This is a genomic window from Pseudidiomarina marina, assembly GCF_044807045.1.
Classification (GTDB): domain Bacteria; phylum Pseudomonadota; class Gammaproteobacteria; order Enterobacterales; family Alteromonadaceae; genus Pseudidiomarina; species Pseudidiomarina marina.
The window spans coordinates 1,109,098-1,131,234 of the sequence record NZ_CP085233.1; the positions used below are offsets into that span (position 1 = coordinate 1,109,098).

Annotated in this window: 31 protein-coding genes; 24 read left to right on the forward strand and 7 right to left on the reverse strand. The window is 46.1% G+C overall.

Annotation, left to right across the window (positions count from 1 at the left end):
* Position 1 precedes the first annotated feature (1 nt).
* Positions 2 to 658: a 7-cyano-7-deazaguanine synthase QueC gene (queC, locus tag LG272_RS05205; RefSeq protein ID WP_404409907.1), complete on the reverse strand. Its 657-nt coding sequence runs from the start codon at positions 656 to 658 to the stop codon at positions 2 to 4.
* A 69-nt stretch (positions 659 to 727) separates the two neighbouring features.
* Here queC and queE point away from each other — a divergent pair, with 69 nt between their 5' ends.
* The 13 genes from queE to LG272_RS05270 all read left to right on the forward strand — a co-directional run bounded on the left by queE (position 728) and on the right by LG272_RS05270 (position 10,525).
* Positions 728 to 1,420 (forward strand): 7-carboxy-7-deazaguanine synthase QueE, encoded by a 693-nt coding sequence (queE, locus tag LG272_RS05210; RefSeq protein WP_404409908.1) that lies wholly within the window; start codon positions 728 to 730, stop codon positions 1,418 to 1,420.
* Between the two features lie 81 nt (positions 1,421 to 1,501).
* Entirely contained in the window at positions 1,502 to 1,795 is a 294-nt protein-coding gene (locus LG272_RS05215) for a Flp family type IVb pilin (RefSeq protein ID WP_126760471.1), read from the forward strand.
* Positions 1,767 to 2,984, forward strand: coding sequence for a hypothetical protein (locus LG272_RS05220; RefSeq protein ID WP_404409909.1), 1,218 nt, complete (start codon positions 1,767 to 1,769; stop codon positions 2,982 to 2,984). Before LG272_RS05215 ends, LG272_RS05220 begins: the two co-directional genes overlap by 29 nt.
* A complete protein-coding gene (locus LG272_RS05225) occupies positions 2,981 to 3,529 on the forward strand; it encodes a hypothetical protein (RefSeq protein WP_404409910.1) in 549 nt (182 codons plus the stop codon). The genes LG272_RS05220 and LG272_RS05225 overlap by 4 nt, the downstream gene beginning before the upstream one ends.
* Positions 3,520 to 4,032 carry a hypothetical protein gene (locus LG272_RS05230; RefSeq protein ID WP_404409911.1) on the forward strand — a complete coding sequence of 171 codons (513 nt, stop codon included), beginning with the start codon at positions 3,520 to 3,522 and terminating at the stop codon, positions 4,030 to 4,032. The genes LG272_RS05225 and LG272_RS05230 overlap by 10 nt, the downstream gene beginning before the upstream one ends.
* 166 nt (positions 4,033 to 4,198) lie before the next feature.
* Complete coding sequence (locus tag LG272_RS05235; RefSeq protein WP_404409912.1) at positions 4,199 to 4,954, forward strand: Flp pilus assembly protein CpaB; 756 nt, start codon at positions 4,199 to 4,201, stop codon at positions 4,952 to 4,954.
* A complete protein-coding gene (locus tag LG272_RS05240; RefSeq protein WP_404409914.1) occupies positions 4,941 to 6,137 on the forward strand; it encodes a type II and III secretion system protein family protein in 1,197 nt (398 codons plus the stop codon). Before LG272_RS05235 ends, LG272_RS05240 begins: the two co-directional genes overlap by 14 nt.
* Positions 6,127 to 7,299 (forward strand): CpaF family protein, encoded by a 1,173-nt coding sequence (locus LG272_RS05245; RefSeq protein WP_404409915.1) that lies wholly within the window; start codon positions 6,127 to 6,129, stop codon positions 7,297 to 7,299. The genes LG272_RS05240 and LG272_RS05245 overlap by 11 nt, the downstream gene beginning before the upstream one ends.
* Positions 7,290 to 8,165: a type II secretion system F family protein gene (locus LG272_RS05250; RefSeq protein WP_126760464.1), complete on the forward strand. Its 876-nt coding sequence runs from the start codon at positions 7,290 to 7,292 to the stop codon at positions 8,163 to 8,165. Before LG272_RS05245 ends, LG272_RS05250 begins: the two co-directional genes overlap by 10 nt.
* Positions 8,155 to 8,955 carry a type II secretion system F family protein gene (locus LG272_RS05255; RefSeq protein WP_404409916.1) on the forward strand — a complete coding sequence of 267 codons (801 nt, stop codon included), beginning with the start codon at positions 8,155 to 8,157 and terminating at the stop codon, positions 8,953 to 8,955. Before LG272_RS05250 ends, LG272_RS05255 begins: the two co-directional genes overlap by 11 nt.
* The gene (locus tag LG272_RS05260; protein ID WP_126760462.1) at positions 8,952 to 9,320 is read left to right on the forward strand and encodes a DUF192 domain-containing protein; all 369 of its coding nucleotides are present in this window, start codon (positions 8,952 to 8,954) and stop codon (positions 9,318 to 9,320) included. Before LG272_RS05255 ends, LG272_RS05260 begins: the two co-directional genes overlap by 4 nt.
* Entirely contained in the window at positions 9,313 to 9,798 is a 486-nt protein-coding gene (locus LG272_RS05265) for a hypothetical protein (RefSeq protein ID WP_404409918.1), read from the forward strand. The genes LG272_RS05260 and LG272_RS05265 overlap by 8 nt, the downstream gene beginning before the upstream one ends.
* Positions 9,788 to 10,525: a hypothetical protein gene (locus tag LG272_RS05270; RefSeq protein WP_404409919.1), complete on the forward strand. Its 738-nt coding sequence runs from the start codon at positions 9,788 to 9,790 to the stop codon at positions 10,523 to 10,525. The genes LG272_RS05265 and LG272_RS05270 overlap by 11 nt, the downstream gene beginning before the upstream one ends.
* On the opposite strand, the gene LG272_RS05275 is transcribed toward LG272_RS05270, so the two are convergent.
* From LG272_RS05275 to LG272_RS05300, 6 genes are read right to left on the reverse strand one after another with little or no spacing between them, the layout of a single operon-like run.
* A complete protein-coding gene (locus LG272_RS05275; protein ID WP_241968030.1) occupies positions 10,504 to 10,869 on the reverse strand; it encodes a Na+/H+ antiporter subunit G in 366 nt (121 codons plus the stop codon). The genes LG272_RS05270 and LG272_RS05275 overlap by 22 nt on opposite strands.
* Positions 10,870 to 10,879: 10 nt before the next feature.
* Positions 10,880 to 11,149: a K+/H+ antiporter subunit F gene (locus LG272_RS05280; RefSeq protein WP_126760459.1), complete on the reverse strand. Its 270-nt coding sequence runs from the start codon at positions 11,147 to 11,149 to the stop codon at positions 10,880 to 10,882.
* Positions 11,143 to 11,631 carry a Na+/H+ antiporter subunit E gene (locus tag LG272_RS05285; RefSeq protein WP_404409920.1) on the reverse strand — a complete coding sequence of 163 codons (489 nt, stop codon included), beginning with the start codon at positions 11,629 to 11,631 and terminating at the stop codon, positions 11,143 to 11,145. Before LG272_RS05285 ends, LG272_RS05280 begins: the two co-directional genes overlap by 7 nt.
* Complete coding sequence (locus LG272_RS05290; protein ID WP_404409921.1) at positions 11,624 to 13,141, reverse strand: monovalent cation/H+ antiporter subunit D; 1,518 nt, start codon at positions 13,139 to 13,141, stop codon at positions 11,624 to 11,626. The genes LG272_RS05285 and LG272_RS05290 overlap by 8 nt, the downstream gene beginning before the upstream one ends.
* On the reverse strand, positions 13,141 to 13,485 hold the full coding sequence (locus LG272_RS05295) for a Na+/H+ antiporter subunit C (protein WP_126760456.1): 345 nt from the start codon (positions 13,483 to 13,485) through the stop codon (positions 13,141 to 13,143). Before LG272_RS05295 ends, LG272_RS05290 begins: the two co-directional genes overlap by 1 nt.
* Entirely contained in the window at positions 13,485 to 16,274 is a 2,790-nt protein-coding gene (locus LG272_RS05300) for a monovalent cation/H+ antiporter subunit A (protein ID WP_404409922.1), read from the reverse strand. The genes LG272_RS05295 and LG272_RS05300 overlap by 1 nt, the downstream gene beginning before the upstream one ends.
* A 462-nt stretch (positions 16,275 to 16,736) precedes the next feature.
* On the opposite strand from LG272_RS05300, the gene rplN reads away from it, so the two are divergent.
* From rplN to secY, 11 genes are read left to right on the forward strand one after another with little or no spacing between them, the layout of a single operon-like run.
* A complete protein-coding gene (gene rplN, locus LG272_RS05305; RefSeq protein ID WP_092593899.1) occupies positions 16,737 to 17,105 on the forward strand; it encodes a 50S ribosomal protein L14 in 369 nt (122 codons plus the stop codon).
* Positions 17,106 to 17,116: 11 nt separating this feature from the next.
* Positions 17,117 to 17,431 (forward strand): 50S ribosomal protein L24, encoded by a 315-nt coding sequence (rplX, locus tag LG272_RS05310; protein ID WP_092858682.1) that lies wholly within the window; start codon positions 17,117 to 17,119, stop codon positions 17,429 to 17,431.
* A gap of 21 nt (positions 17,432 to 17,452) precedes the next feature.
* Positions 17,453 to 17,992 (forward strand): 50S ribosomal protein L5, encoded by a 540-nt coding sequence (gene rplE / locus LG272_RS05315; RefSeq protein WP_092858680.1) that lies wholly within the window; start codon positions 17,453 to 17,455, stop codon positions 17,990 to 17,992.
* Positions 17,993 to 18,003: 11 nt separating this feature from the next.
* Entirely contained in the window at positions 18,004 to 18,309 is a 306-nt protein-coding gene (gene rpsN / locus LG272_RS05320; RefSeq protein WP_092858678.1) for a 30S ribosomal protein S14, read from the forward strand.
* A 26-nt stretch (positions 18,310 to 18,335) separates the two neighbouring features.
* Complete coding sequence (rpsH, locus tag LG272_RS05325) at positions 18,336 to 18,728, forward strand: 30S ribosomal protein S8 (protein ID WP_126760454.1); 393 nt, start codon at positions 18,336 to 18,338, stop codon at positions 18,726 to 18,728.
* Positions 18,729 to 18,742: 14 nt separating this feature from the next.
* Positions 18,743 to 19,276: a 50S ribosomal protein L6 gene (gene rplF, locus LG272_RS05330; RefSeq protein WP_126760453.1), complete on the forward strand. Its 534-nt coding sequence runs from the start codon at positions 18,743 to 18,745 to the stop codon at positions 19,274 to 19,276.
* A gap of 9 nt (positions 19,277 to 19,285) precedes the next feature.
* On the forward strand, positions 19,286 to 19,639 hold the full coding sequence (rplR, locus tag LG272_RS05335) for a 50S ribosomal protein L18 (protein WP_126760452.1): 354 nt from the start codon (positions 19,286 to 19,288) through the stop codon (positions 19,637 to 19,639).
* Between the two features lie 9 nt (positions 19,640 to 19,648).
* Entirely contained in the window at positions 19,649 to 20,155 is a 507-nt protein-coding gene (gene rpsE, locus LG272_RS05340; protein WP_055439826.1) for a 30S ribosomal protein S5, read from the forward strand.
* Between the two features lie 6 nt (positions 20,156 to 20,161).
* Entirely contained in the window at positions 20,162 to 20,344 is a 183-nt protein-coding gene (gene rpmD / locus LG272_RS05345; RefSeq protein ID WP_055439827.1) for a 50S ribosomal protein L30, read from the forward strand.
* A gap of 3 nt (positions 20,345 to 20,347) precedes the next feature.
* The gene (rplO, locus tag LG272_RS05350) at positions 20,348 to 20,782 is read left to right on the forward strand and encodes a 50S ribosomal protein L15 (protein ID WP_126760451.1); all 435 of its coding nucleotides are present in this window, start codon (positions 20,348 to 20,350) and stop codon (positions 20,780 to 20,782) included.
* A gap of 5 nt (positions 20,783 to 20,787) precedes the next feature.
* Positions 20,788 to 22,116 carry a preprotein translocase subunit SecY gene (gene secY, locus LG272_RS05355; protein WP_092858668.1) on the forward strand — a complete coding sequence of 443 codons (1,329 nt, stop codon included), beginning with the start codon at positions 20,788 to 20,790 and terminating at the stop codon, positions 22,114 to 22,116.
* Positions 22,117 to 22,137: the final 21 nt, after the last annotated feature.

The window sequence follows — 22,137 nt, forward strand, 5'->3', positions numbered from 1 at the left end:
CTCACGATTCATATTGCAGCGGGTCAGTTACCTGATTCGCTGCAAAAGCCTCAAGCCGTTCAACACAGGCTCCACATTTACCACACGCCTTTTCACGACCGTTGTAGCATGTCCAGGTTTGGCTGTAGTCAAGGTTCATACGTAAACCATCCGCCAATATTTCTGCTTTGTTGTTGCGCAGATAAGGTACTTCAATTCGAACTGGCTCGTAGTTAGCAATGAGGCTGACAGCGTTCATTTTTTCGACAAACTCAGGGCGGCAGTCGGGGTAAATGGCGTGGTCGCCTGAGTGTGCACCATAGTAAACGGCTTCGGCGCCCAAACTGACGGCGTAACCAATCGCTAACGACAATAAAATCATATTTCGGTTAGGAACGACTGTTGATTGCATCGATGCTTCAGCGTAATGACCTTCAGGAATTTCAATATCGGAGGTGAGAGAACTTCCTGCTAATAGACTATTTATCGCTGTGATATCGACCACTTTATGCGGAATTCCAAGCTGCTGACAAACACGTGCTGCAGCATCAAGTTCTCGCACATGGCGTTGTCCGTAGTTGAAGCTAAGTGCAAAAACTTCATGCCCGTGGCGTACTGCATGGTGCAATACGGTAAATGAATCCATACCACCAGAGTAGATAACGACAACTTTTGCCATGTTACGATCCTAATTTGACTCAATTTACGCTAAAATTCGCTGAATATTGTAACCTAAATTATTTTCAAGATGTTGGAGAATCCTATTAATACGCTCTATCCAATTAATGAAGTGTTCCAAACCATTCAAGGTGAGGGCATTTTCACCGGAGTTCCAGCAGTTTTTATTCGTTTGCAGGGGTGTCCTGTAGGGTGTCCGTGGTGCGATACGCAACATACTTGGGAACAGCATGCGAGTGATGAGGTGGCATTATCGCAGGTTACGGAAAAAACTCAGCCAACAGCGCAGTGGGCGAATGCAACGGCCGAACAGCTGGTCGAGCTTATGCGGCAAAAAGGCTATAGCGCGCGTCATATCGTTATCACTGGTGGTGAACCAGCTATGTATGATTTAACCCAGCTCGGTGAGGCACTCGAACAAGCTGGCTTCAAATTACAGATTGAAACCAGTGGTACTTTTCCATTAAAGGTTACTGATGCAACCTGGGTTACCGTTTCGCCTAAACTCGACATGCCAGGTGGCTATATGGTGCGCCCGGATTGTATGAAAAGAGCCGACGAGATCAAGTACCCAGTGGCGATGCAAAAGCACATTGATCAACTTGACAAGTTATTAGCCAGCTGTCCGCCGCGAGAGGGCGTTAGTATTGGATTGCAGCCAATTAGTCAGCGTCCTCGCGCAACCGAGTTAGCGATGAAAGTTTGTATTGAGCGCAACTGGCGTCTGTCCGTTCAGCTCCATAAGTATCTTAATATTGAGTAAGTGAAAACCGACTACCAAATGCCTCACTAATTTGTAGCGCTACACTGAGTTTCCTAATCAACCTTCGATAAGGAAACTCAGATGCGAACTACCCAAAAGCTTTCCTATCCTTCCGCGTTACGTCGCAGCCTCGGTCAGGGTATGACCGAATACATTATCATCGTTGCGCTAATTGCAGTTGCTGCCATTGGTGTCTATTCGTTGCTTGGGAAAACTGTACGTGGCCAAGTAGCGGGCATGGCCAGCGAAATAACAGGGCAAAGCTCAACCAATCAGCTGAATAGTGCTCGAAGTGCGGCGAGACGAGCAAGTACGCTTGGGCGTCAAGATGTCAGTCTGGGTAATTATGATGAAGTTACTGAGTCTGGTAATTAAGATGCAAGGTGATCGTGGATACGTCAGTGTTCTGATATTACCGGCCATTGCGGGATTGTTAATCTTATTAGTGTTGATAGTGTCGCAGCAGCAACGACTTCAGCAACGTTGGCATCTGCAAAGTGCGGCGGACAATATGGCCATAAGCGCGGCAACCATTATTGCGCGCGAGTTTAACCTCATTGCGATTATCAATCGTGCGTTAATTGCGAATCACGTTGCCCAAGGGCAATTATTGGGATTAGCGAGTTGGTTGAGCAACCTCAACTCAGCTACTGAAAGGCTCGCATTAGTGAGTAGTATCATCCCCTATGTGAATGTCATTACACGTCATTTAGCAACGGCGGTAAACCATATAGAGAGGCCTCTAAATAGGATTATTAACAGTGCGTTAATGATGCAGCGAGCGCTGCTAGCCTCGCTACAAACCGCGCAATGGATGATTCGGGCTTCATTCGCCATGATGATACCGAAGAGTCTTGCAGAAATCGCCCAGGTTCAAAAAATTGAGCAGCATTCATGGACGTTATTGCATGCTCCAGGAATTTTAAAGTTTCCATGGTTGTGGTGGCGATACCTACCGCTCCAACATGCCTCCAGAGATGATGGGTTGTTGTTGGAGATGACACAGAATAGCCGTGATCCTTTCTCTAAAAGCCGCAGCTATAAATGGTTTGATGGCGGTTTAATTAAAGCGCAAAAAGCGGGTGGTAGTGAACTGGTTGCCAGTAAAAATGGGCAGTGGGCATGGCAGTCTATGGATACGGTAGCACTGCATCTACGCCTACTGTTTAAGCGAGAGGAAATTCCTTGGGGTGACGGCACGACCTATCAGAATAGATTGTTAAACAACGTCAATGAAAATCAATTTGGCGAAAGCCGCCGACTTAATCCTCGAGCGACGCAACTGGCGCTGATTAATCAGCAACGATTGGGAACTACAGATACACCTTACTATTTTAGTCGTGAACGGTTAGATCCGAGTGATTGGCCTTCCGTCATTATTAAATTTGATCACGTTATCGCGAAAGCAGGAATTCGATTTTCACGGCCGCAAACAATCATGCCAAGAGCCAAAATCTCAATTGAGCGAGCGAACATGTTTAATGCGCTTTGGGAACCAGAACTACAGTCACTTAGTGCACAAGAAAAACTAATTTTGAGCCGCTTTGCGCAGGATTCTCTATGAAATACACGTCATTAAATAACGAATATGGGCAAGGTATGGTTGAGTTTATTCTAATACTTGGGCTCGTTGCTGTGACTTTGTCCTTCAGTATTGAAAAGGTGCACGGAGCCTTGTTTTCGCAGCACCAGGAGCTTAATGAATTACGAGCCAAAATCTTACAGCCGATATCTGACAGCTCCTGGCAACGTCAGCCGTCAGATGCATTTAGTGCGCAAGTCAAGCCGGTACTAGCGCCTTTGAATCGTTATACCGCACTAAAATTAGGTTTGGACAATCTTTATTATGTCGCATCCGAACAATCACCTTATCAATTAGCGCGATTAACAGATGGGTGGCAGCTAGATAGCAATGCTGAACTGTTATCTTATCCACAATCGCTAACTTTGAGCCATTATTTAAACCAAGTTGGCTTGAGTAATGTACTCGATGTTGTTGGGGTATTGCCGATTGCCGAGGAGCTTAGTCATGACTCGCTGGTTCTTGGTAAAGTGGATGCGGATATCACCCCCTACGAATTGCGCTGTGTCGACCCAGTATGTCGCTAATTGCATCGTGGATGTTAGCTCATGCGCAATTGGTGGCAGAGAATAGCCATGGCGCACTGTGGCAGTTAAACGAGGCAAATTTGGTGGCGCAGTTTGTGGAACATTTTTCCTGTGAACCAATCGGTGATTTACGCGCGAACTTCTATTGTCGCGCGAGCGAACATGAAATTTGGCACATCCAGATACTTAATGGCGCTTATTTCGCGCAATCGTTTAAATTGCGGGATCAACCATTACAACCGCAAAATACCTGGCTTGGTACGAAGCTTCTGACGCAGCAATTTGAAAAGTATCGGATTGAAATCTTTGCGTCTCCTCACCGGTCAAAAACTTTAGCTGATGGATTTAGCTTTCGATATGGTGCTCGCCTTGCATCTGTTAAGGAAATAGAACATGGACGTTATCACATACTCTTGGAAAACCCAGAAACCTCGGTGCTGTTGGTACAACAGAAAACAGTTACCCATAGCATCCAAATTACAGCAAGGGCAAAGCCTCGTTGAGAGCATAGTGGTGATGTTGTTGGGGAGTATTATTTGGATTATCCCAGTAACATCGGCCGGACACTCAATTGTGACGATGGTTAAGCATATCGTTCAATCGACAGCGGCTCACGTTGATTGGATTTGGCAGTATTTTGTTCTGAATCCGTTGGTTTGGTGACGCCTCATGTTGACCTTAACTCCGAAAGCAAAGCTCGCTGCGCTGGTTATGCTGAGTTTGGCTCTGAGTCTTGCAAGCTATCAGTTAGTCACTGGCTATGTTGCCGAGCAAGCGTCGATTGAAGTCGAAGAACAACGTGAACAAGAGCTTGGCATATTAGTTACCCAACGCGACATTTTAGTTGGGGAAATTATTAATGCTGACACGTTGGTGATTCGAAACTTTCCGCAAAGCTTAGTACAAGATGGATGGCTCCGCCCCGAAGATGCTCCGAGTATACTCGGGTTAGCCTCCAGCCGATTTATTGATCGCGGAGAGCCGCTTACGGCTAATGCAATTGAGCCCTATCAAACACCGCGATTTGCGGCGAAATTACGCCCTGGGTTTTATGCTGTAACAAGTCTAGTTTCCGTGCAGCAGTTGCACAACGGACTGGTCAAAATTGGTGACAAAGTGACGCTTCGAGGGAATAACTTCCAAGAAAATAATAAGCCATTAGTCTTGGTTAATATTCCAGTGATTGCAATGGACAACTTTGATGACCATGCACAGATCGACGTCAACCCCTCGCACTATTTGCCTAGCACAATGACATTTGAATTGACCGCGGAGCAAGCTGCTAAGTTTGAGACGATGAGAATGCAGAATTTTGAAGTTTGGTTGCAACACGCCGAAAGCTCATATGTTTCAGTAACGCCATCACCCCCAATAAAGATACATCGATTTTTTGCCAAGGAGGTCGAGCTCGATGCGATCTATTAATCTATTTCTCGCGATCATTCTGGCGATAAGTGTCAATTCCGCTCATGCCTTAAATACCTTGAGCCTGAAAGTAGGAGAAACGCAAATTATTTCGCTCAAGGGCGTTTCTGATGTTGTCGTGGGAAATGAAAACTTACTGAAAGTGGAGTTATTGCCACCACATGATTTGGTTATTAAAGCTATCTCTTCTGGATATACCGAGCTGCTGGTTCGTTACGAGTCTGGGAGTAATGATAAAATTCCAATAGTCGTTAATGCGCCGTTGGATAAAAAAGAACAGCTTCACCTACAGTGGCTTAAGCAACAGTACTCGCAATTACAGTTTGACGAGAAAGCGGGTACGACAGTCATTTCTGGACAATTACCCCAACTCGAACTGGAGCAATTTAAGCGGGCGATAATTGATTATCCGGATTGGTTAATTCAGGTGAGTGAAGTGCCTGCCGCTATCGATCAAATGATCGAGTTGCAGGTCACCATTCTTGAAGTGAAACGACAAAGCGCTCAACACCTGGGAATTAAGTGGCAGCATTCAATAAGTGGCCCAACCCTCAGTGATGCGAGCGCGCAGTGGGTAACGTTTCCGATTACTTTACTCTCGACAGTAAATTTACTTGTCCAAAATGGACATGCACGAATACTTGCTGAACCGAAGTTGATTGCCGCTAGTGGTGGGCAAGCAGACTTTCTTGTTGGCGGAGAGTTTCCAATCCCCCAGGTTCTGGCGCAAGGAGCACAGGATGTCGAGTTTCGTGATTACGGCATCTCTTTATCCATGTCGCCTCATGATCTGGGCGGTGGTCAAATATCAACAGAGATTAAAGCGCAGATCAGCACAATAGATCCGGCAACCGCTATTCAAGGAATTCCAGGAATGCTAACTCGACGAGTGAGCAGCCTGATTACTGCCAAGAGTGGCGAAGCCATTATTTTGTCCGGATTACTCAGTCAAGAACAATCGTTGCAGGCGGAATCGTTTCCCCTACTGCATCAAATTCCGATCTTAGGAGAGTTATTTTCATCGCGCGAATTTCGTGATGCTGAAACCGAGTTATTCGTAGTTGTGACGCCGTTGCTGCAATCACATCAACGTCAAACTCAACAATCACATGAGCATGCGAAGTCATTAATTAAATCATTTCGTGATAACGCAACCTGCGTGGGGTTAACCGATGGCTTTTAATAGTGATTTAGCGCGGCAACACCTGCGACAAACTTTGCAACGAAGTGAACAAAATATCGAGCAAATGTCAGCTGCAGAACTGCAACAGCATGCGGTCAATATTTTAGAGAACTATCAGGCTAGTTTGTCGGTTAATGATGCGAACGAATTATCATTAGCTATAGAGAATATCGTAAATGACTGCATCGGTTTCGGTCCCTTGACCAGCTTGCTTCATGATAATGCGATTTCCGAGATCATGGTAAATGACTTTCAAACAATCTTCGTCGAGAAGGAAGGGCAACTGTCCCGCTGTCCAATTTCATTTTCAAGTGAAGAAGAGTTGCTGCGCGTTATTGATCGAATTATTACGCCGCTGGGACGTCGATTAGACAGTTCGCAACCGATGGTTGATGCGCGCATGCCAGATGGTTCTCGCATAAATGCGGTGCTATCTCCATTGGCACTTAGAGGCAGCTGTTTAACAGTTCGAAAGTTTCTAGCAAAGCGACTGCAGTTTGATGACTTGGTTCGTCAAGGTGCGCTATCGACTGAAGCTGCTGACTATTTGCTTCGATGTGTGGTTGAGCGCCGGAATATTTTAATCGCAGGAGGTACTGGTACCGGAAAAACGACGCTTCTTAATACGTTGGCAGGCGTCATTCCATCGCATCAACGGGTCATCACGATTGAAGATGCCGCTGAACTACAGCTGTCACATCAAAACTTAATAGCGCTTGAGGCGAGACCTCCAAACGCCGAAGGAAACGGAAAAATAGCGATTCGCGACTTATTGATCAATGCGCTCAGGATGCGCCCCGACCGAATCATTGTCGGTGAGTGCCGTGGTATTGAAGCGATAGATATGTTGCAAGCAATGAATACAGGTCACGAAGGCTCATTAACAACCTTACACGCTAACAGTGCTCGTGACGCAATTCGGCGGCTTGAAGTTATGGTTCTTATGGCAGGTCTTGAGATTCCTCTGTCGGCAATTCGGCAACAAATTGCATCGGCGATCGATGTCATTATCCAAATTCAGCGCACAAATGAAGGCGCTCGGGTCATTCGTGAAATTTCCGAAGTGTCGGGAGTTGATGCCGATGTTATCCAAATGAATCAAATGTTTATTCGAGAGATGAATCAGTGTAATGCCACAGGAGTGCTTTCCACATGGCATTAACCGACATGGGGTTAACAATCGGAGCACTCGTTATTGTTGCGTTAGCATGCGTTTATTTAACCTCCGTTGTCCTCGTGATTACCATGATTTCGCGGTGGAAAAATCCCGCACAAAAGTGGTTGAAAGATAGTACCGAGCAATCGCTTGCAGATTTCTTAATTTACTTACCGGCTAAAATATTTTGGGAAAGACTAGCGTTGCTCGTTTTGCCGCTATTGATGATCATTGGCTTAATCTCCTCTGCTCTAATCAGTTTTCTAGTCGGATGCGGCATGGCTGTCGCTGCGATAGTGACGAAAAATTATTTGCTGGCGCGACGACATCGTCTTATCACCGTTCAACTTCCAGACGCTATTGATCTTCTGGTAACGGCAATGCAGGCCGGACTTAGCTTCAATGCAGCATTTGAGCGCAGCGGATTGCAGGTTGCAGCGCCACTGAGATACGAATGGCTACTCGTTATTCGCAGAATGCGCACAGGTGAGACGCCAATTGTTGCGCTCAAGAGCTTCTATCTGCGAGTTAATACCGAAGCGGTTTTGCAGATGTTACTAACGATGCAACTCGGTATACAGCATGGCTCTCAGCAAGCGGATATTCTCCAGCGATTGGCGGTAACTTTAAGGCAGCAGCAGTATGCAATAGAGCGGGTAAAGAGTTTATCTGCGCAAGCTCGATTGCAAGGAAAAGTTATGATGCTACTTCCTCTTGGCCTTTTTACAGCGCTACATTTTTTGCACCCTGAAAACACCGTCATGCTAACTCAAACCGAGCCTGGTCATTATTTACTGGCAGCCAGCGCTGGATTGATGATGTTAGGGCATTTCCTCATTCGAAAAATTTTAGGCGATGCCTATGCCAATTGATAATTTAATGTGGGTGGTTTTAATGGTGACCAGCGTGACCATTTCGGCCTTATGGATTGGCGTTATTGGTCTTTGCAATGAAAGTCGCCTGCTGAAACGAGGGCTCAATGCGTTACTTAACGCATTGCCCGAAAACTTAACCTCGACGATTACTAGGTTGGCGCAGCAGTCAGTTCCCGAACAAAGCCCTTCTGAATGGTTACTCCATCGTATTCTCGTCGTTTTAACGATTTTACTCATTGTGAGTTTGCCAATTGGTTTGTTGATAAAACTCAGTGTTCTTTTGCCGCTAGCCATTGTGGTGATTGCACGCCGTAACCGACGACAAGTCTATCTGAAAAAAGTGCTAAGGCAGTGGCCTAGTGCGCTTGATATGGTTGCCATGTTGATGCACTCCGGATTATCGTTTCGAGCCGCACTCCATGCGCTGCAAAACATCCCGAATGATTTGTCTGCCGCCACCGAAATTTCAAGGCTTCACCGGCTGCAGCAAAGTGGTTATTCGCTGCATCAAGCTGTTGATGGATTGTCTCATCGCATACCCCACCCGTGGATCAGCTTATTTGCTGGCGCTGTGTTACAAGCGCACCAAACCGGCGGTGCATTAGCGAATACTTTAAAAGTGCAAGCGAATCAGTTCCGCCAACAACAGTTGTTAGAAGCTGAAAAGCGTGCGCAAGAAGTTTCAGTCAAATTAATGTTACCCCTTATTTTTTGTTTTTTTCCCGTAACCATGTTGCTGATACTAGGTCCGGTGTTTATCGGGTTTACCCAAGGAGGAGTTATATGAAACAGGGATGTTTCTATCTTAATTCGAGTGGTCGCTGCATTTGGCGTGATGTCAAAGTGATGGAGTATTTCCCCCAGCGTCTGGTAGGAATGCTTTATCTGCGAGTTGCATCACCTCAACGAGCATTTTGGTTTCCTCGGTGTAGCGCTATTCATACCTGGGGAATGCGTTTTGCGATCGATGTAATAGGATTGGATAAGCAACTTAAAATAGTGAAAGTAGTGCGCAATGTTCAACCCGCTAATGTGGTGCGACTGACAGGTGTTGACTCCATCATTGAGTGTGAAGCCGGATGTCCACTTCCTTTAGAATTTTGGCAAGGTCAAACACTCAAGTTCTGTGTAAAGGAGCCGGTTTATGACTAACTACTCCTATCTGTTTATCCTACTCGCCTTGGTCATACTTACGAGTGGCTGCAAAACCACAAAAGATGTGAACTTTTCTTCGGTTGAACAACACTATTCAATCGCGAGCGATGTCTACCAGCAAGGTGATTTGCATACCGCAGAGGGTTTTCTGCAAAAAGTCATTAAAGCGCAGCCAAATCACCGCGAAAGTTGGTGTTTGTTAGGGCACGTTTACTATCGATTAAATAGCTACCGAGCGGCCGATAACGCCTACCAAAGATGTTTGTCGCTGCGCGCTGAGCAACCTCAAATTTGGCATAATCTAGCTGCTGTCAAACTGCGCCAAGCAACCGAGTTACTAATAACGGGATTACCTTATTTGGAGCCCAATGAGAGTAATGTAACTTTCAATGCGAATTATCGATTGTTGTTGCAGGAGCTTGCTCGTCTGCATGGTGTATCCAGTTTGATTCTGGAGAGCAGCATTGAGCGTTAGACAAGCGGGATTATTTACTCCTCTATTTGTTGCCATCGTACTTATTGTCGCTGCCGCGATGATGCCGTTACCTCCTAGTAAGCAAGTTGTCGAGCTTGAAAAGTTGCGATATGAACACTCAGTCTGGTGGTTTTGGCAACAAGCGGCGGCCCATTATTATCGGAAGTTCGATGTGTGGCCACAGTCACTTACCGAATTAGCTCTAACGTTTGATCTGACACCCGCACCGGATTTCTTATCCGGGTTTGCAGAGCAAAACGGCTTCAGATTAAGCTGGACGCAATTAAGCGCCACACAAATCGAGTTATTGAAAAATGGGTTAAGTCATCCGCATGTTGAACTATCCGAAGATCAAATTGATGCGGTAATGGGGATGTCGACGCCACTGAATGAAGTTGAAGGTATTTATCGTTCTGAAAGCTCAACCATGGCGTCAAATCTTTCTCTAGATAGTCACAATATAGTTCGCGCTCGAGATGTTTATGTGCGAGAAGCCGAGGTGAAAACACCGAGTGAACCGGATCGATTACGAACGACAACAGCAACGATGGCGTGGCTAGCCATCGATAGCCATGTGACGGTTGATAAAATTGCTCCAAACCCGTTGCGGGTTGACGAATTGACTAAGTTACTTAACGAAATCAATCAACAATATAGTAAGCTTGCAGCGCACATGGAATCTGAACCAGAAGGTCCGACTCCATATCAATCTTCATCAGAATATTGATTAGGTTGTGCGCGCAGGTCACGTGTATTTTCAACACGCTTTAATTCAAGATGAAGACCGGCTTTGGCAAGCAAATGCGCACTAATGGGAGCGGTTAAGAATAAGAAAATGGTGATTAATAATTCATGCCAAGAGAACGTGGCAGTGACAGAAAAATAAACGATAGAACCGAGAATAACACCACCAACACCTAATGTTGTGCTTTTGGTTGGTGCATGTAAACGCGCCATAAAATCAGGTAAGCGCGCAAGGCCTACCGAGCCTATCAAGGCAAAGAGGGCGCCTATAATGATCAGACTTGAAACCAACCAATCTGCCCAGCCAGGGAGTTCTGTCATATTCATATGTTATGCCCTATTCAATGATGTCGCCGCGAAGCAAGAATTTTGCCGCCGCTACCGTGCCAATAAAACCTAACATGGCGATTAAAAGTGCAGCTTCGAAATAAAAAGCGGTGCCGTGCCAGATACCAAACAACACCAATAGCGCAAGTGAATTAATATAAATTGTATCTAACGCGAGTATGCGATCAGGTAAGTCTGGCCCACGAAATAGTCGCCATAAGTTCAGCAACAAAGCCACGCTAAAGGCGACAAAGGCGAATTGAACGGCGAAAACTAACATTTGAAAATCTCCTTTAGACGCATTTCGTAGCGTTGCTTAATTGATGCTATCAATTTTTCATGATCATCAACATTGAGTGCATGAATCATCAGTGCACGACCATCGCGACGAATTTCCGCGGTAATTGTACCCGGTGTTAAGCTTATTGTGCTGGCCAGAACCGTGATTGGTACTTCACCAACAATGTCCAACGGGTATTCAATTAGAGCCGGCTTGATGCGACGCGAAGGCATCAAAATAATCGCCGCAATGTTCAAGTTAGAAATCAGTATATCGACCAAGAGCAAAAAGAAATATTCAATTGCCTTGAACGGTTTATGAATGGTTGCTGGAAAATCTCGCCCACGGTTCGTATAAAGGGGAATTGCCACGGCTAGAATCGCACCAAGCACAACCAAGCCAGGTGTAATCGTGTTTTGCAGCAGTAACCAGAAAACCAGCAGAAACAGGCTGAGAAACGGCGCAGGTATAAATTTATTCATTGGAATACCCCTCTCCTAACACGGCTTCAATGTACGAAGCAGGGTGCATCACGTCATATGCGATACCATTAATGAACGTACTAATACTTCCCGCGAAAATAGTTAATCCAATAATGGCTAACAGCAATAATCCAATGGCGACTAACTGCCCGGTTGGGTGGCTGACGTCTCCAGGTTTACCATCGAAGGTATGCCAGAACATGCGGCTACCAGCTCGTGATAATGAAATCATCACCAAAAAAGTACTGCCAAGAACTAGTGGCCACAGCAGTGCTACTTGAGCTCCAGTTCTTGCCGCTTCAAGGATAAATAATTTTCCGATGAATCCGGAAAATGGTGGCATACCGATAATCGCAATCGCGGCAGCGAAGAACATCATACCTAAAATGGCGTGTTGTGCCATTTTACGTCCTTTAACTATTCGCGATGCCGTTTTGCCGCGTTGTTTGGCAACCACATCAACAATCAAAAATAGGGCTGCTGTGATAAAAGTTGAGTGCAACATGTAGTACATCACGGCAGTAATAGAGCGTTCAGAATTCATGCTAAATGTGGTTAGCATTGTTCCAACTGAAATTACAACGAGATAGGCGATGACTAAACGCAAATCACGACTACCTATAACGCCAAGAGCACCAATGGCGAGAGTACCGAGACCTAACCACCAAAGCCATTCGTAACCTAATAATGCGGCGGCACCAGAATCATCGCCAAAGATCAGAGTGAAAACGCGAATAATTGCGTAAATACCGACTTTTGTCATGATGGCAAATAACGCGGCCACAGTTCCTGTTGTCATTGCATAAGCTTGTGGTAACCAAAAATACAGTGGTAATAGAGCTGCTTTAAGTGCGAAAACAATCAATAACAGCAACCCACCAACTCGAGCAATGTGCGCATCGTCTGCTTGCAGGCTTGCGACTTTATGGGCGAGATCGGCCATGTTTAACGTGCCAGTAATGCCATAAATAACGCCAAGTGCGATCAAAAATATTGCCGAACCAGTTAGATTCAGTAGCACGTAGTGCAAAGTCGCTCGAAGTTTTTGCTTCCCACCACCGTGCATTAAAAGTGCATAGCTTGATATCAACAAAATTTCGAAGAATACGAATAAGTTAAATAAGTCGCCGGTCAGAAATGCGCCGAGAATACCAAGCAGCTGGAATTGAAATAGTGCTTGGAAATGCGAACCAAGATTATCTTCTCCGTAGCACGCATACCAAAGTACCGGGAGCGCTAGTAATGCGGTTAATAACACCATGAGGGCAGACAGTTTGTCGGCCACGATGACAATACCGTACGGTGCCTGCCAACTTCCTAATGCGTAAACACTAGGGCCGTGCTGCGACTGTAATAGCAGTAATATAGCCACCGCTATCAATGCGACACATGAAGTCATTCCAATTGCTCGGCGGTAGCGCTGCGGTTCATCGCCCCAAGGCAACAGTTGCAACAAGGCGGCAAGCATTGGAATAAGTAAGGGAAGTATGACAAAGTGCTGGCTTAACATTAGCGCTGCGCCTCCCCATCATTTTGATTGGGTTCGTTGACTTCATCCGTACCAAGCTCGCCTCGCACTCGCACCGCTAAAATAATTGAATAAGCGGTCATGGCAAAGCCGATAACAATTGCAGTAAGAACTAAAGCTTGCGGTAATGGGTCGGTATATTCCGATTGATTTCCAATAATTGGTAATTGGTTCAATACCAGTCGGCCAGTCGAGAATAGAAATAAATTCACGGCGTAAGACAGCATCGTAATGCCAATGACGATAGGAAACGAGCGACCGCGAAGAATCAGATAAATACTGCAGGCAGTTAGCATGCCTACGGTAACTGCATATAAGGCTTCCATTAATGCTTCTCCTGTCTTGGACGGTGACGTGTAGTCATTTGACCGAAGTTGGCCAATATCATCAAAGTGGCACCAATAACGGTGAGATAGACACCGAGATCAAACAAAATTGCCGTGGCGAATTCGAACTCACCAACAATCGGCCAATGAACATGGGTAAACCACGATGTCAAAAAGTTATGGCCAAAGAACCAACTGCCAACGCCGGTGAATAGGGCGATCATGACGCCAACTGACGCTAGGGTTTGGTAATTGTAATTAAATCGATGTTTGACCCAGTCTACACCGTTCGCCATGTACTGTAGGATCATGGCCGATGCAGTAATCAAACCAGCGATAAACCCTCCGCCAGGCAAGTTGTGTCCACGCAAGAAAATATAGAACGATACCATGAGCGCTAAAGGCAATATTGCTTGCGAAACAGTCTGTACCAACAGCGGGTGTTTCACACGGTGCCAAGGTCGTCCATCGACATCGCTAGATGGCATAAATGGACGTAAGTTATTCAGTAACTTATGAATGCCGGCTGCAGCAATGGCGAGTACCGTAATTTCGCCTAATGTGTCAAAGCCACGGAAATCGACGAGAATGACGTTTACTACATTCGTACCGCCGCCACCCGATACCGAGTTCTCAAGGAAAAAGTCTGAGATACTGTTCATTGGACGAGTCAAGAATGCGTAGTTGAGCGAGCCGACTATTCCGCCCACAAATCCCGCAAGTAGAATATCTCGAGCGACACGGCCACCACTTGACGCTTTCGGTATACGTTGTGGCATAAAGAACAGTGCCAATATCATCAAGATAATACTGACCACCTCTACTACCAATTGGGTTAAAGCCAAATCGGGCGCTGAAAAATGGATAAACGTAAGTGATACCATCAAGCCAACCACGGATAACATCATTAACGAGGTGAGCCGTTGATGGTGAAACGCCGCGGTTCCAATCGCGGCCAAAATGGTAATGACTGCACCAGCTAAACTCACTGCGTTAACAGGCAGTTGCTCGCGTGACCCCGTTAACTGATTTATTTGATACAACTCTGGTAACACAAATACCACAGTTATAATGAGCAGGGCGGCGATGTAGCGTTGCAGCGAGCCGGTTTCGACTCGATTCATGAGTCCATCACAAAAGTTGGTCACCGACTTAACAATTTTCGCGAATACTTCTTTCGCGTCGTGGTGGTCAAACTGCCGATTAAACGACAGTAAATCTTCTCGATAGACATAAATTCCCACGCCACCAATGATCGCCAGAATACTCATCAACAGCGCGAGGTTAAAGCCATGCCAAATTGAAATAGTAACGTCAATGGAAGTAGGGCTGACTACCGCTATAGCTGTTTGTAATAAGTCGGAAACAAACAACATGGGCGCGACGCCGACGGCAATACACAGCGTCGCTAAAATGATAACTGGAGCGCGCATCATTAACGGTGGTTCATGTGGTGTTTTGGGTAGGTTCTCTGCGACCTTATCGAAGAACACGCCGTGCACAAAACGAATTGAGTAAGCCACCGACAACATCGCTCCAGCAGTGGCCAATACTGGAACTAACCAAGATAGACCGCCGAACAAGTGTTGTTGATATGACTCAACGAACAACATTTCTTTTGACAAAAAGCCATTGAATAGTGGGATTCCTGCCATGGCTGCCGACGTGATTAGAGCAAGCACCATGGTGTACGGCATAAACTTGCGCAAGCCACTGAGCTTTCTCAAATCGCGACTGCCAGTTTCATGATCAACAATGCCGGCAATCATGAACAATCCGGCTTTGAACGTTGCGTGGTTCAGAATATGGAACAGTGCCGCAAGTAAGGCACCGGCGCTACCTAAACCAAGTAGCATGGTAATTAATCCAAGGTGACTAATTGTAGAAAATGCCAGTAATCCTTTAAGGTCCGTTTTAAACAGCGCAAAGTAGGCACCGAAGAGCATTGTTGCCAATCCGGTTAACGTAACGATCGCGAACCACTCAGGTGTGCCGCCTAATACAGGAAATAAGCGAGCCATTAAGAAAATACCCGCTTTCACCATAGTCGCTGAATGTAAGTATGCGCTTACTGGCGTCGGTGCTGCCATTGCATGGGGAAGCCAAAACTGAAATGGGAATTGAGCTGATTTGGTAAATGCGCCGAGTAATACCAGCAGTAAAGCAGGAATATATAGCGAATGCTCGCGGATAGAATCAGCTGCGGCAAAGACAGCATCTAATTGATAACTACCCGCTATATTGCCAATCAACAGAATACCGGCAAGTAACGCCAGCCCACCTGCACCGGTGATGGCAAGCGCCATTCGCGCACCGCGGCGTGCATTGCTTTGATGAAACCAATAACCGATTAACAAGAAGCTTGAAATACTGGTGAGCTCCCAGAACAACCAAAGTAAAATGAGGTTGTCTGCGGTGACGATGCCTAACATCGAGCCCATAAATAATAGTAAACATGCGAAAAAACGGCCGCTATCGTCTTTCTCACTTAAATAATAATGAGCATAAGTGATGATCAGTAGACCAATGCCGAGGATTAAACCGGCAAATAGTAGCGATAACCCATCTAAACGAAAGCTGAAACTCAATCCTAACGCCGGTAACCAATCGACATGGGTTGTTGGAACTAGCCCTTGCAAAGTTTGCGGGGCAAGAAACAAGAGAAGAAAGAAGCTTATTGCAGTAATTGTTGCCGTTGTGAGCGTAATGACCCAGCGCGGTCGGTTACTCACCAGTAGAGGTAATACCGCACCGATAAACGGCAACATAACGAGTATAGCTAGATTCATTGGAATCCTTATATTGCAAAAAGTTGATCGTTCCCAAGGTTTATACGATTGAATTTACCACTTAGCTCAAGCGGTTGCCAACAGCTTCGAACGTGACATATCGACGGTTTAACTCTTGTTCTGCGCGATCTGAACTCATAAATAAGTAGAGTGAAAGCGCTCGACATATAACCTTATTCTGTTAGAATTTGTCGCGTTGCTTATAACTCTAAGCAATATGAACCGCGACCCAATTCGCAGTTTGAAAATCAGCAAGCACGAACAAGTAAACTTTTCTTAGTTTATTTCCTACATCGCACTACCATCTCGAAATTTTATCTGTTACAATTCGCCGCCCTTTTTATAAGGGGAAGTCTTTTATTCTCGAAATTTAGGTTCACGAGTTTTGTGGCTTAATTTAGAGGGTAACTGGACAACAGCGACTCGAGAGGGTCTGTTTTTTACATAAAGCGGAGCACTGCAATGATCCAAATGCAAACTACTCTGGAAGTGGCCGATAACAGCGGCGCACGCAGCGTACAATGTATTAAGGTTCTGGGTGGCTCGCACCGCCGTTACGCAAACATTGGCGATATCATCAAAGTTTCTGTTAAAGAAGCGATTCCTCGCGGTAAAGTGAAGAAAGGTGATGTTGTGAATGCGGTGGTCGTTCGCACCAAGAAAGGCGTCCGTCGTCAAGACGGGTCAGTCATCCGTTTTGACCGCAACGCGGCTGTTTTGTTGAACAATAACAAACAACCGATTGGCACTCGTATCTTTGGACCAGTGACTCGTGAATTGCGCTCTGAGCAGTTCATGAAGATTATCTCTCTGGCACCAGAAGTACTGTAAGGAGTCCAGATATGGCGGCAAAAATCAAACGTGATGATGAAGTAGTAGTCCTGGCAGGTAAAGACAAGGGTAAGCGCGGTAAAGTGCTTAAAGTCGATACCGCTTCGAATCGTGTATTCGTTGAAGGCGTAAACATCGTTAAGAAACACCAGAAGCCAAACCCTGCATTGGGCGTAGCGGGCGGTATCGTGGAGCAGGAAGCACCAATCCACGTTTCTAACGTAGCAGTTTACAACCCAGAGACTGGTAAAGCAGATCGTGTTGGTTTCAAGATTGAAGACGGCAAAAAAGTTCGTTTCTTCAAATCTAACAACGCAATCATTTAATTTTTAATTTGGAGTTTTACGATGGCGAAACTGCATGATTTTTACAAAGAATCAGTAGTTCCTGAGCTGCTTAAACAGTTCGGCTACAACAGCGTCATGCAAGTCCCTCGGATTGAAAAAATCACCCTTAACATGGGTGTTGGTGAAGCTCTGGCTGACAAAAAGATTCTCGACAACGCAGTATCTGACCTTGAAGCAATTTCTGGTCAACGTCCGGTACGTACTGTTGCTCGTAAATCTGTCGCTGGCTTCAAAATCCGTGAAGGCTACCCAATTGGCTGTAAAGTGACTCTGCGTGGCGAGCGTATGTGGGACTTTTTGCAACGTTTAATTATGATTGCAATCCCACGTATTCGCGATTTCCGTGGTTTGAACCCGAAATCTTTCGATGGTCGGGGAAATTACAGTATGGGCGTACGTGAGCAGATCATCTTCCCTGAAATCGACTTTGATAAAGTTGATAAGGTTCGTGGTCTTGACATCACTATCACCACTACTGCAGGCACTGATGACGAAGCTCGCGCTTTGCTCGCTGCCTTTAACTTCCCGTTCAAGAAGTAAGGTGTAGAGTTATGGCAAAAGAGTCAATGAAAATGCGTGAGCTGAAGCGTCAAAAGCTAGCAGCTAAATACGCAGAGAAACGCATCGCACTGAAAAATGTGATCAGCGATCCGAATACTTCGGACGAAGAGCGTTGGGAAGCCGTGCTTAAATTGCAAAGTCTTCCTCGTGATTCGAGCCCAAGCCGTCAGCGTAACCGCTGCCGCGTAACGGGCCGCCCACACGGTTTCCTACGTAAGTTCGGCATGAGCCGTATCAAAGTACGTGAGAAAGCGATGCGCGGTGAAATTCCTGGCTTGAAAAAAGCTAGCTGGTAAGCCACGAGTCACGGGAGAAAGCAAATATGAGCATGCAAGATCCAATTGCGGATATGTTCACTCGCATCCGCAACGCTCAGGGTGCTAACAAAGTTGCCGTGCGCATGCCTGCTTCTAAGCAGAAAGTGGCTATTGCCCAAGTTCTGAAAGAAGAAGGTTATATCGCGGACTTCAGCGTATCTGGTGATGTGAAAGCAGAACTAGAAGTTACATTGAAGTACTTTGAAGGTAAGCCTGTTATTGAATCAATTGAGCGCGTAAGTCGCCCTGGTCTGCGTATCTATAAGAAACGCAACGAACTACCTAAAGTTATGGGTGGTCTAGGTGTCGCAGTTGTCTCTACTTCGAAAGGCCTGATGACTGACCGTGCCGCTCGCAAAGCGGGTCTTGGCGGTGAAGTTATTGGTTACGTAGCTTAACGAGGAGTTAGGAAATGTCACGAGTTGCTAAAGCACCGATTGCCATTCCTGCTGGCGTTGAAGTTACGCTAAATGGCCAGGAAGTAACAATCAAAGGTGCCAAAGGCTCATTGAGCCGTGTAGTTAACGATGCGGTTGAAGTTGTTAAAGAAGACAACGTTATCCGTACTATCCCACGTGAAGGCGTTGCAAACGCTACTGCGCAAGCAGGTACAGCACGTGCGTTACTGCAAAACATGGTGGTTGGTGTTGCGCAGGGTTATGAGAAAAAATTACAGCTGATTGGTGTTGGTTATCGTGCTAACACTGCGGGTTCTAAATTGAACCTGACGCTGGGCTTTTCTCACCCGATTGAGTTCGATATCCCTCAGGGAATCACTATCGAAGTCCCAGCACAAACTGAAGTAGTCGTGAAAGGTGTCGACAAGCAGTTAGTTGGTCAAGTTGCCGCTAACATTCGCGCATTCCGTAAGCCTGAGCCTTATAAAGGTAAAGGTGTGCGTTATGCCGATGAGCAAGTGCGCCGTAAAGAAGCCAAGAAAAAGTAAGGTAAGACGATGGACAAGAAATCAGCTCGCTTACGTCGCGCAACTCGCGCTCGTAAGAAAATGCAAGAGTTGGGTGCTAACCGCCTGGTCGTTCACCGTACACCACGGCATATTTACGCACAGCTTATTGCACCGAACGGTTCTGAAGTACTAGCTTCAGCATCAACTGTTGAGAAAACTATGCGTGAGCAGTTCAAATCTGCTGGTAACGTAGAAGCAGCCAAAGCAGTTGGTAAGCTGATCGCTGAACGGGCGATTGAAAAAGGCGTGAAAAGCGTTGCATTCGATCGCAGTGGTTTCCGTTATCACGGTCGTGTCGCCGCTTTGGCTGACGCAGCTCGTGAAGCTGGACTTCAGTTCTAGGAGACGAACATGGCAAATGCAAATGTAGAAGCTCAACAAAGTGACCTGCAAGAAAAGCTGATCACAGTAAACCGTGTAGCGAAAGTAGTTAAAGGTGGTCGCATCTTTAGTTTCACTGCACTGACTGTGGTTGGTGATGGTCAAGGTAAAGTGGGTTTCGGTTATGGTAAAGCTCGCGAAGTTCCAGCTGCTATTCAAAAGGCAATGGAAAAAGCGCGTCGCAACATGGTAACCGTGCAGCTGAAAGGTGATACCTTGCAGCACCCTGTTAAAGGCCGTCACTCAGGTTCACAGGTATTTATGCAGCCAGCTTCTGAAGGTACAGGTATCATCGCCGGTGGTGCGATGCGTGCAGTACTGGAAGTTGCCGGTGTACACAACGTGCTGTCAAAAGCATATGGTTCAACCAACCCAATCAACGTTGTTCGTGCCACTATCAAGGCACTTCACGGTATGAAGTCGCCTGAGCAAGTAGCGGCTAAACGTGGATTGAGCGTTGATGAAATTTTGGGGTAGTGAGCAATGGCGAAAAAGACAATCAAAGTAACCCAGACGCGTAGCTCAATCGGTCGTTTACCGAAACATAAAGCTACACTTCGTGGTCTTGGTCTGCGCCGCATTGGTCACACGGTCGAGCTGGAAGATACTCCAGCCGTCCGCGGCATGGTGAACCAAGTCACTTATATGGTAAAGGTGGAGGACTAAGACATGTACTTAAACACTATCTCCCCTGCACCTGGTGCTAAATCCAGCAAAAAGCGTCTCGGCCGTGGTATCGGTTCAGGCCTTGGTAAAACTGGTGGACGTGGTCATAAAGGTCAAACTTCACGCTCTGGCGGCTCTATTAAGCCAGGTTTTGAAGGCGGCCAAATGCCAATCCAACGTCGTTTGCCAAAGTTTGGCTTTACTTCACGCAAGGCTATGACTACTGCAGAAGTAAACCTGGCAGAGATCGCAAAAGTTGCTGGTGATACTGTTACTCTAGCTTCATTAAAAGAAGCTGGTGTGATTCGTCACGACGTGTTGACTGTTAAAGTTATCAAGTCAGGCGAAATCAGCCGTAAAGTAACGGTTCAAGGCATTAAGGTCACCAAAGGCGCCCGCGAAGCTATTGAAGCTGCTGGCGGCAAAATCGAAGGATAGGGCACATGGCTAAACCAGGATTGGAATCTAACAGAGCTCAAGGTGGCACGTCGGAGCTTAAACGTCGACTGCTGTTTGTACTCGGCGCGTTAATCGTGTTCCGTGCGGGCTCCTTTGTGCCGATTCCTGGTATAGATGCCGCTGTGTTGGCGCAATTATTCGATCAGCAAAAAGATACCATCGTTGCCATGTTTAACATGTTCAGCGGTGGTGCTCTTGAGCGTGCTTCGGTATTTGCTTTAGGTATTATGCCGTACATTTCGGCTTCAATTATTATGCAATTAGCAAGCGTGATTCATCCTCGTCTTGCTGAGCTTAAGAAAGAAGGCGAAAGTGGCCGTCGTAAGATCAGCCAATACACGCGTTGGGGTACGTTGATACTCGCAACTTTCCAATCAATTGGTATAGCCACTGGCTTACCAAATCTGATGCCAGGTCTCGTTATTGATCCTGGTTTTGGATTCTACTTCACGGCTATCGTGAGTTTGGTTACTGGTACCATGTTCTTAATGTGGTTAGGTGAGCAAATTACCGAACGTGGAATTGGAAACGGTATCTCTATTCTAATCTTCACCGGTATTGTAGCAGGGCTCCCGTCGGCCATTGGCCAAACGGCAGAGCAAGCTCGTCAGGGTGATTTACATTTATTACTGTTATTGCTTATTGGTGTTATTGTTCTTGCAGTAACGTACTTCGTTGTGTTCGTAGAACGTGGTCAACGTCGTATTGTTGTGAACTATGCAAAGCGTCAGCAGGGCCGTAAGGTGTTTGCAGCGCAAAGCACTCACTTGCCATTGAAAGTTAATATGGCGGGTGTGATTCCACCAATCTTTGCATCAAGCATTATTTTGTTCCCAGGTACTATCGCTACTTGGTTCGGCCAAGGCGAAGGTGCGGTAGCAAACTTCCTGCAGGAGTTGTCGTTGACGTTGTCACCGGGTCAACCTCTGTATGTCATGCTATATGCAGCAGCAATTATTTTCTTCTGTTTCTTCTATACTGCGTTGGTATTTAACCCACGTGAGACAGCGGATAACTTGAAGAAATCCGGAGCGTTTATCCCTGGTATTCGTCCAGGTGAGCAAACCTCGCGGTACATTGATAAAGTAATGACTCGTTTGACGCTTGCTGGCGCCTTATACATTACCTTTGTCTGTTTGGTTCCTGAGTTCATGATGATTGCGTGGAACGTACAATTCTATTTTGGTGGTACGTCGCTTTTAATTATCGTAGTTGTTATCATGGACTTTATGGCGCAGGTCCAGACTCATCTGATGTCACATCAGTATGATTCGGTCCTGAAAAAAGCTAACCTTAAAGGCTTCGGCCGTTAAGGTTGGATAATTACGGAGTGT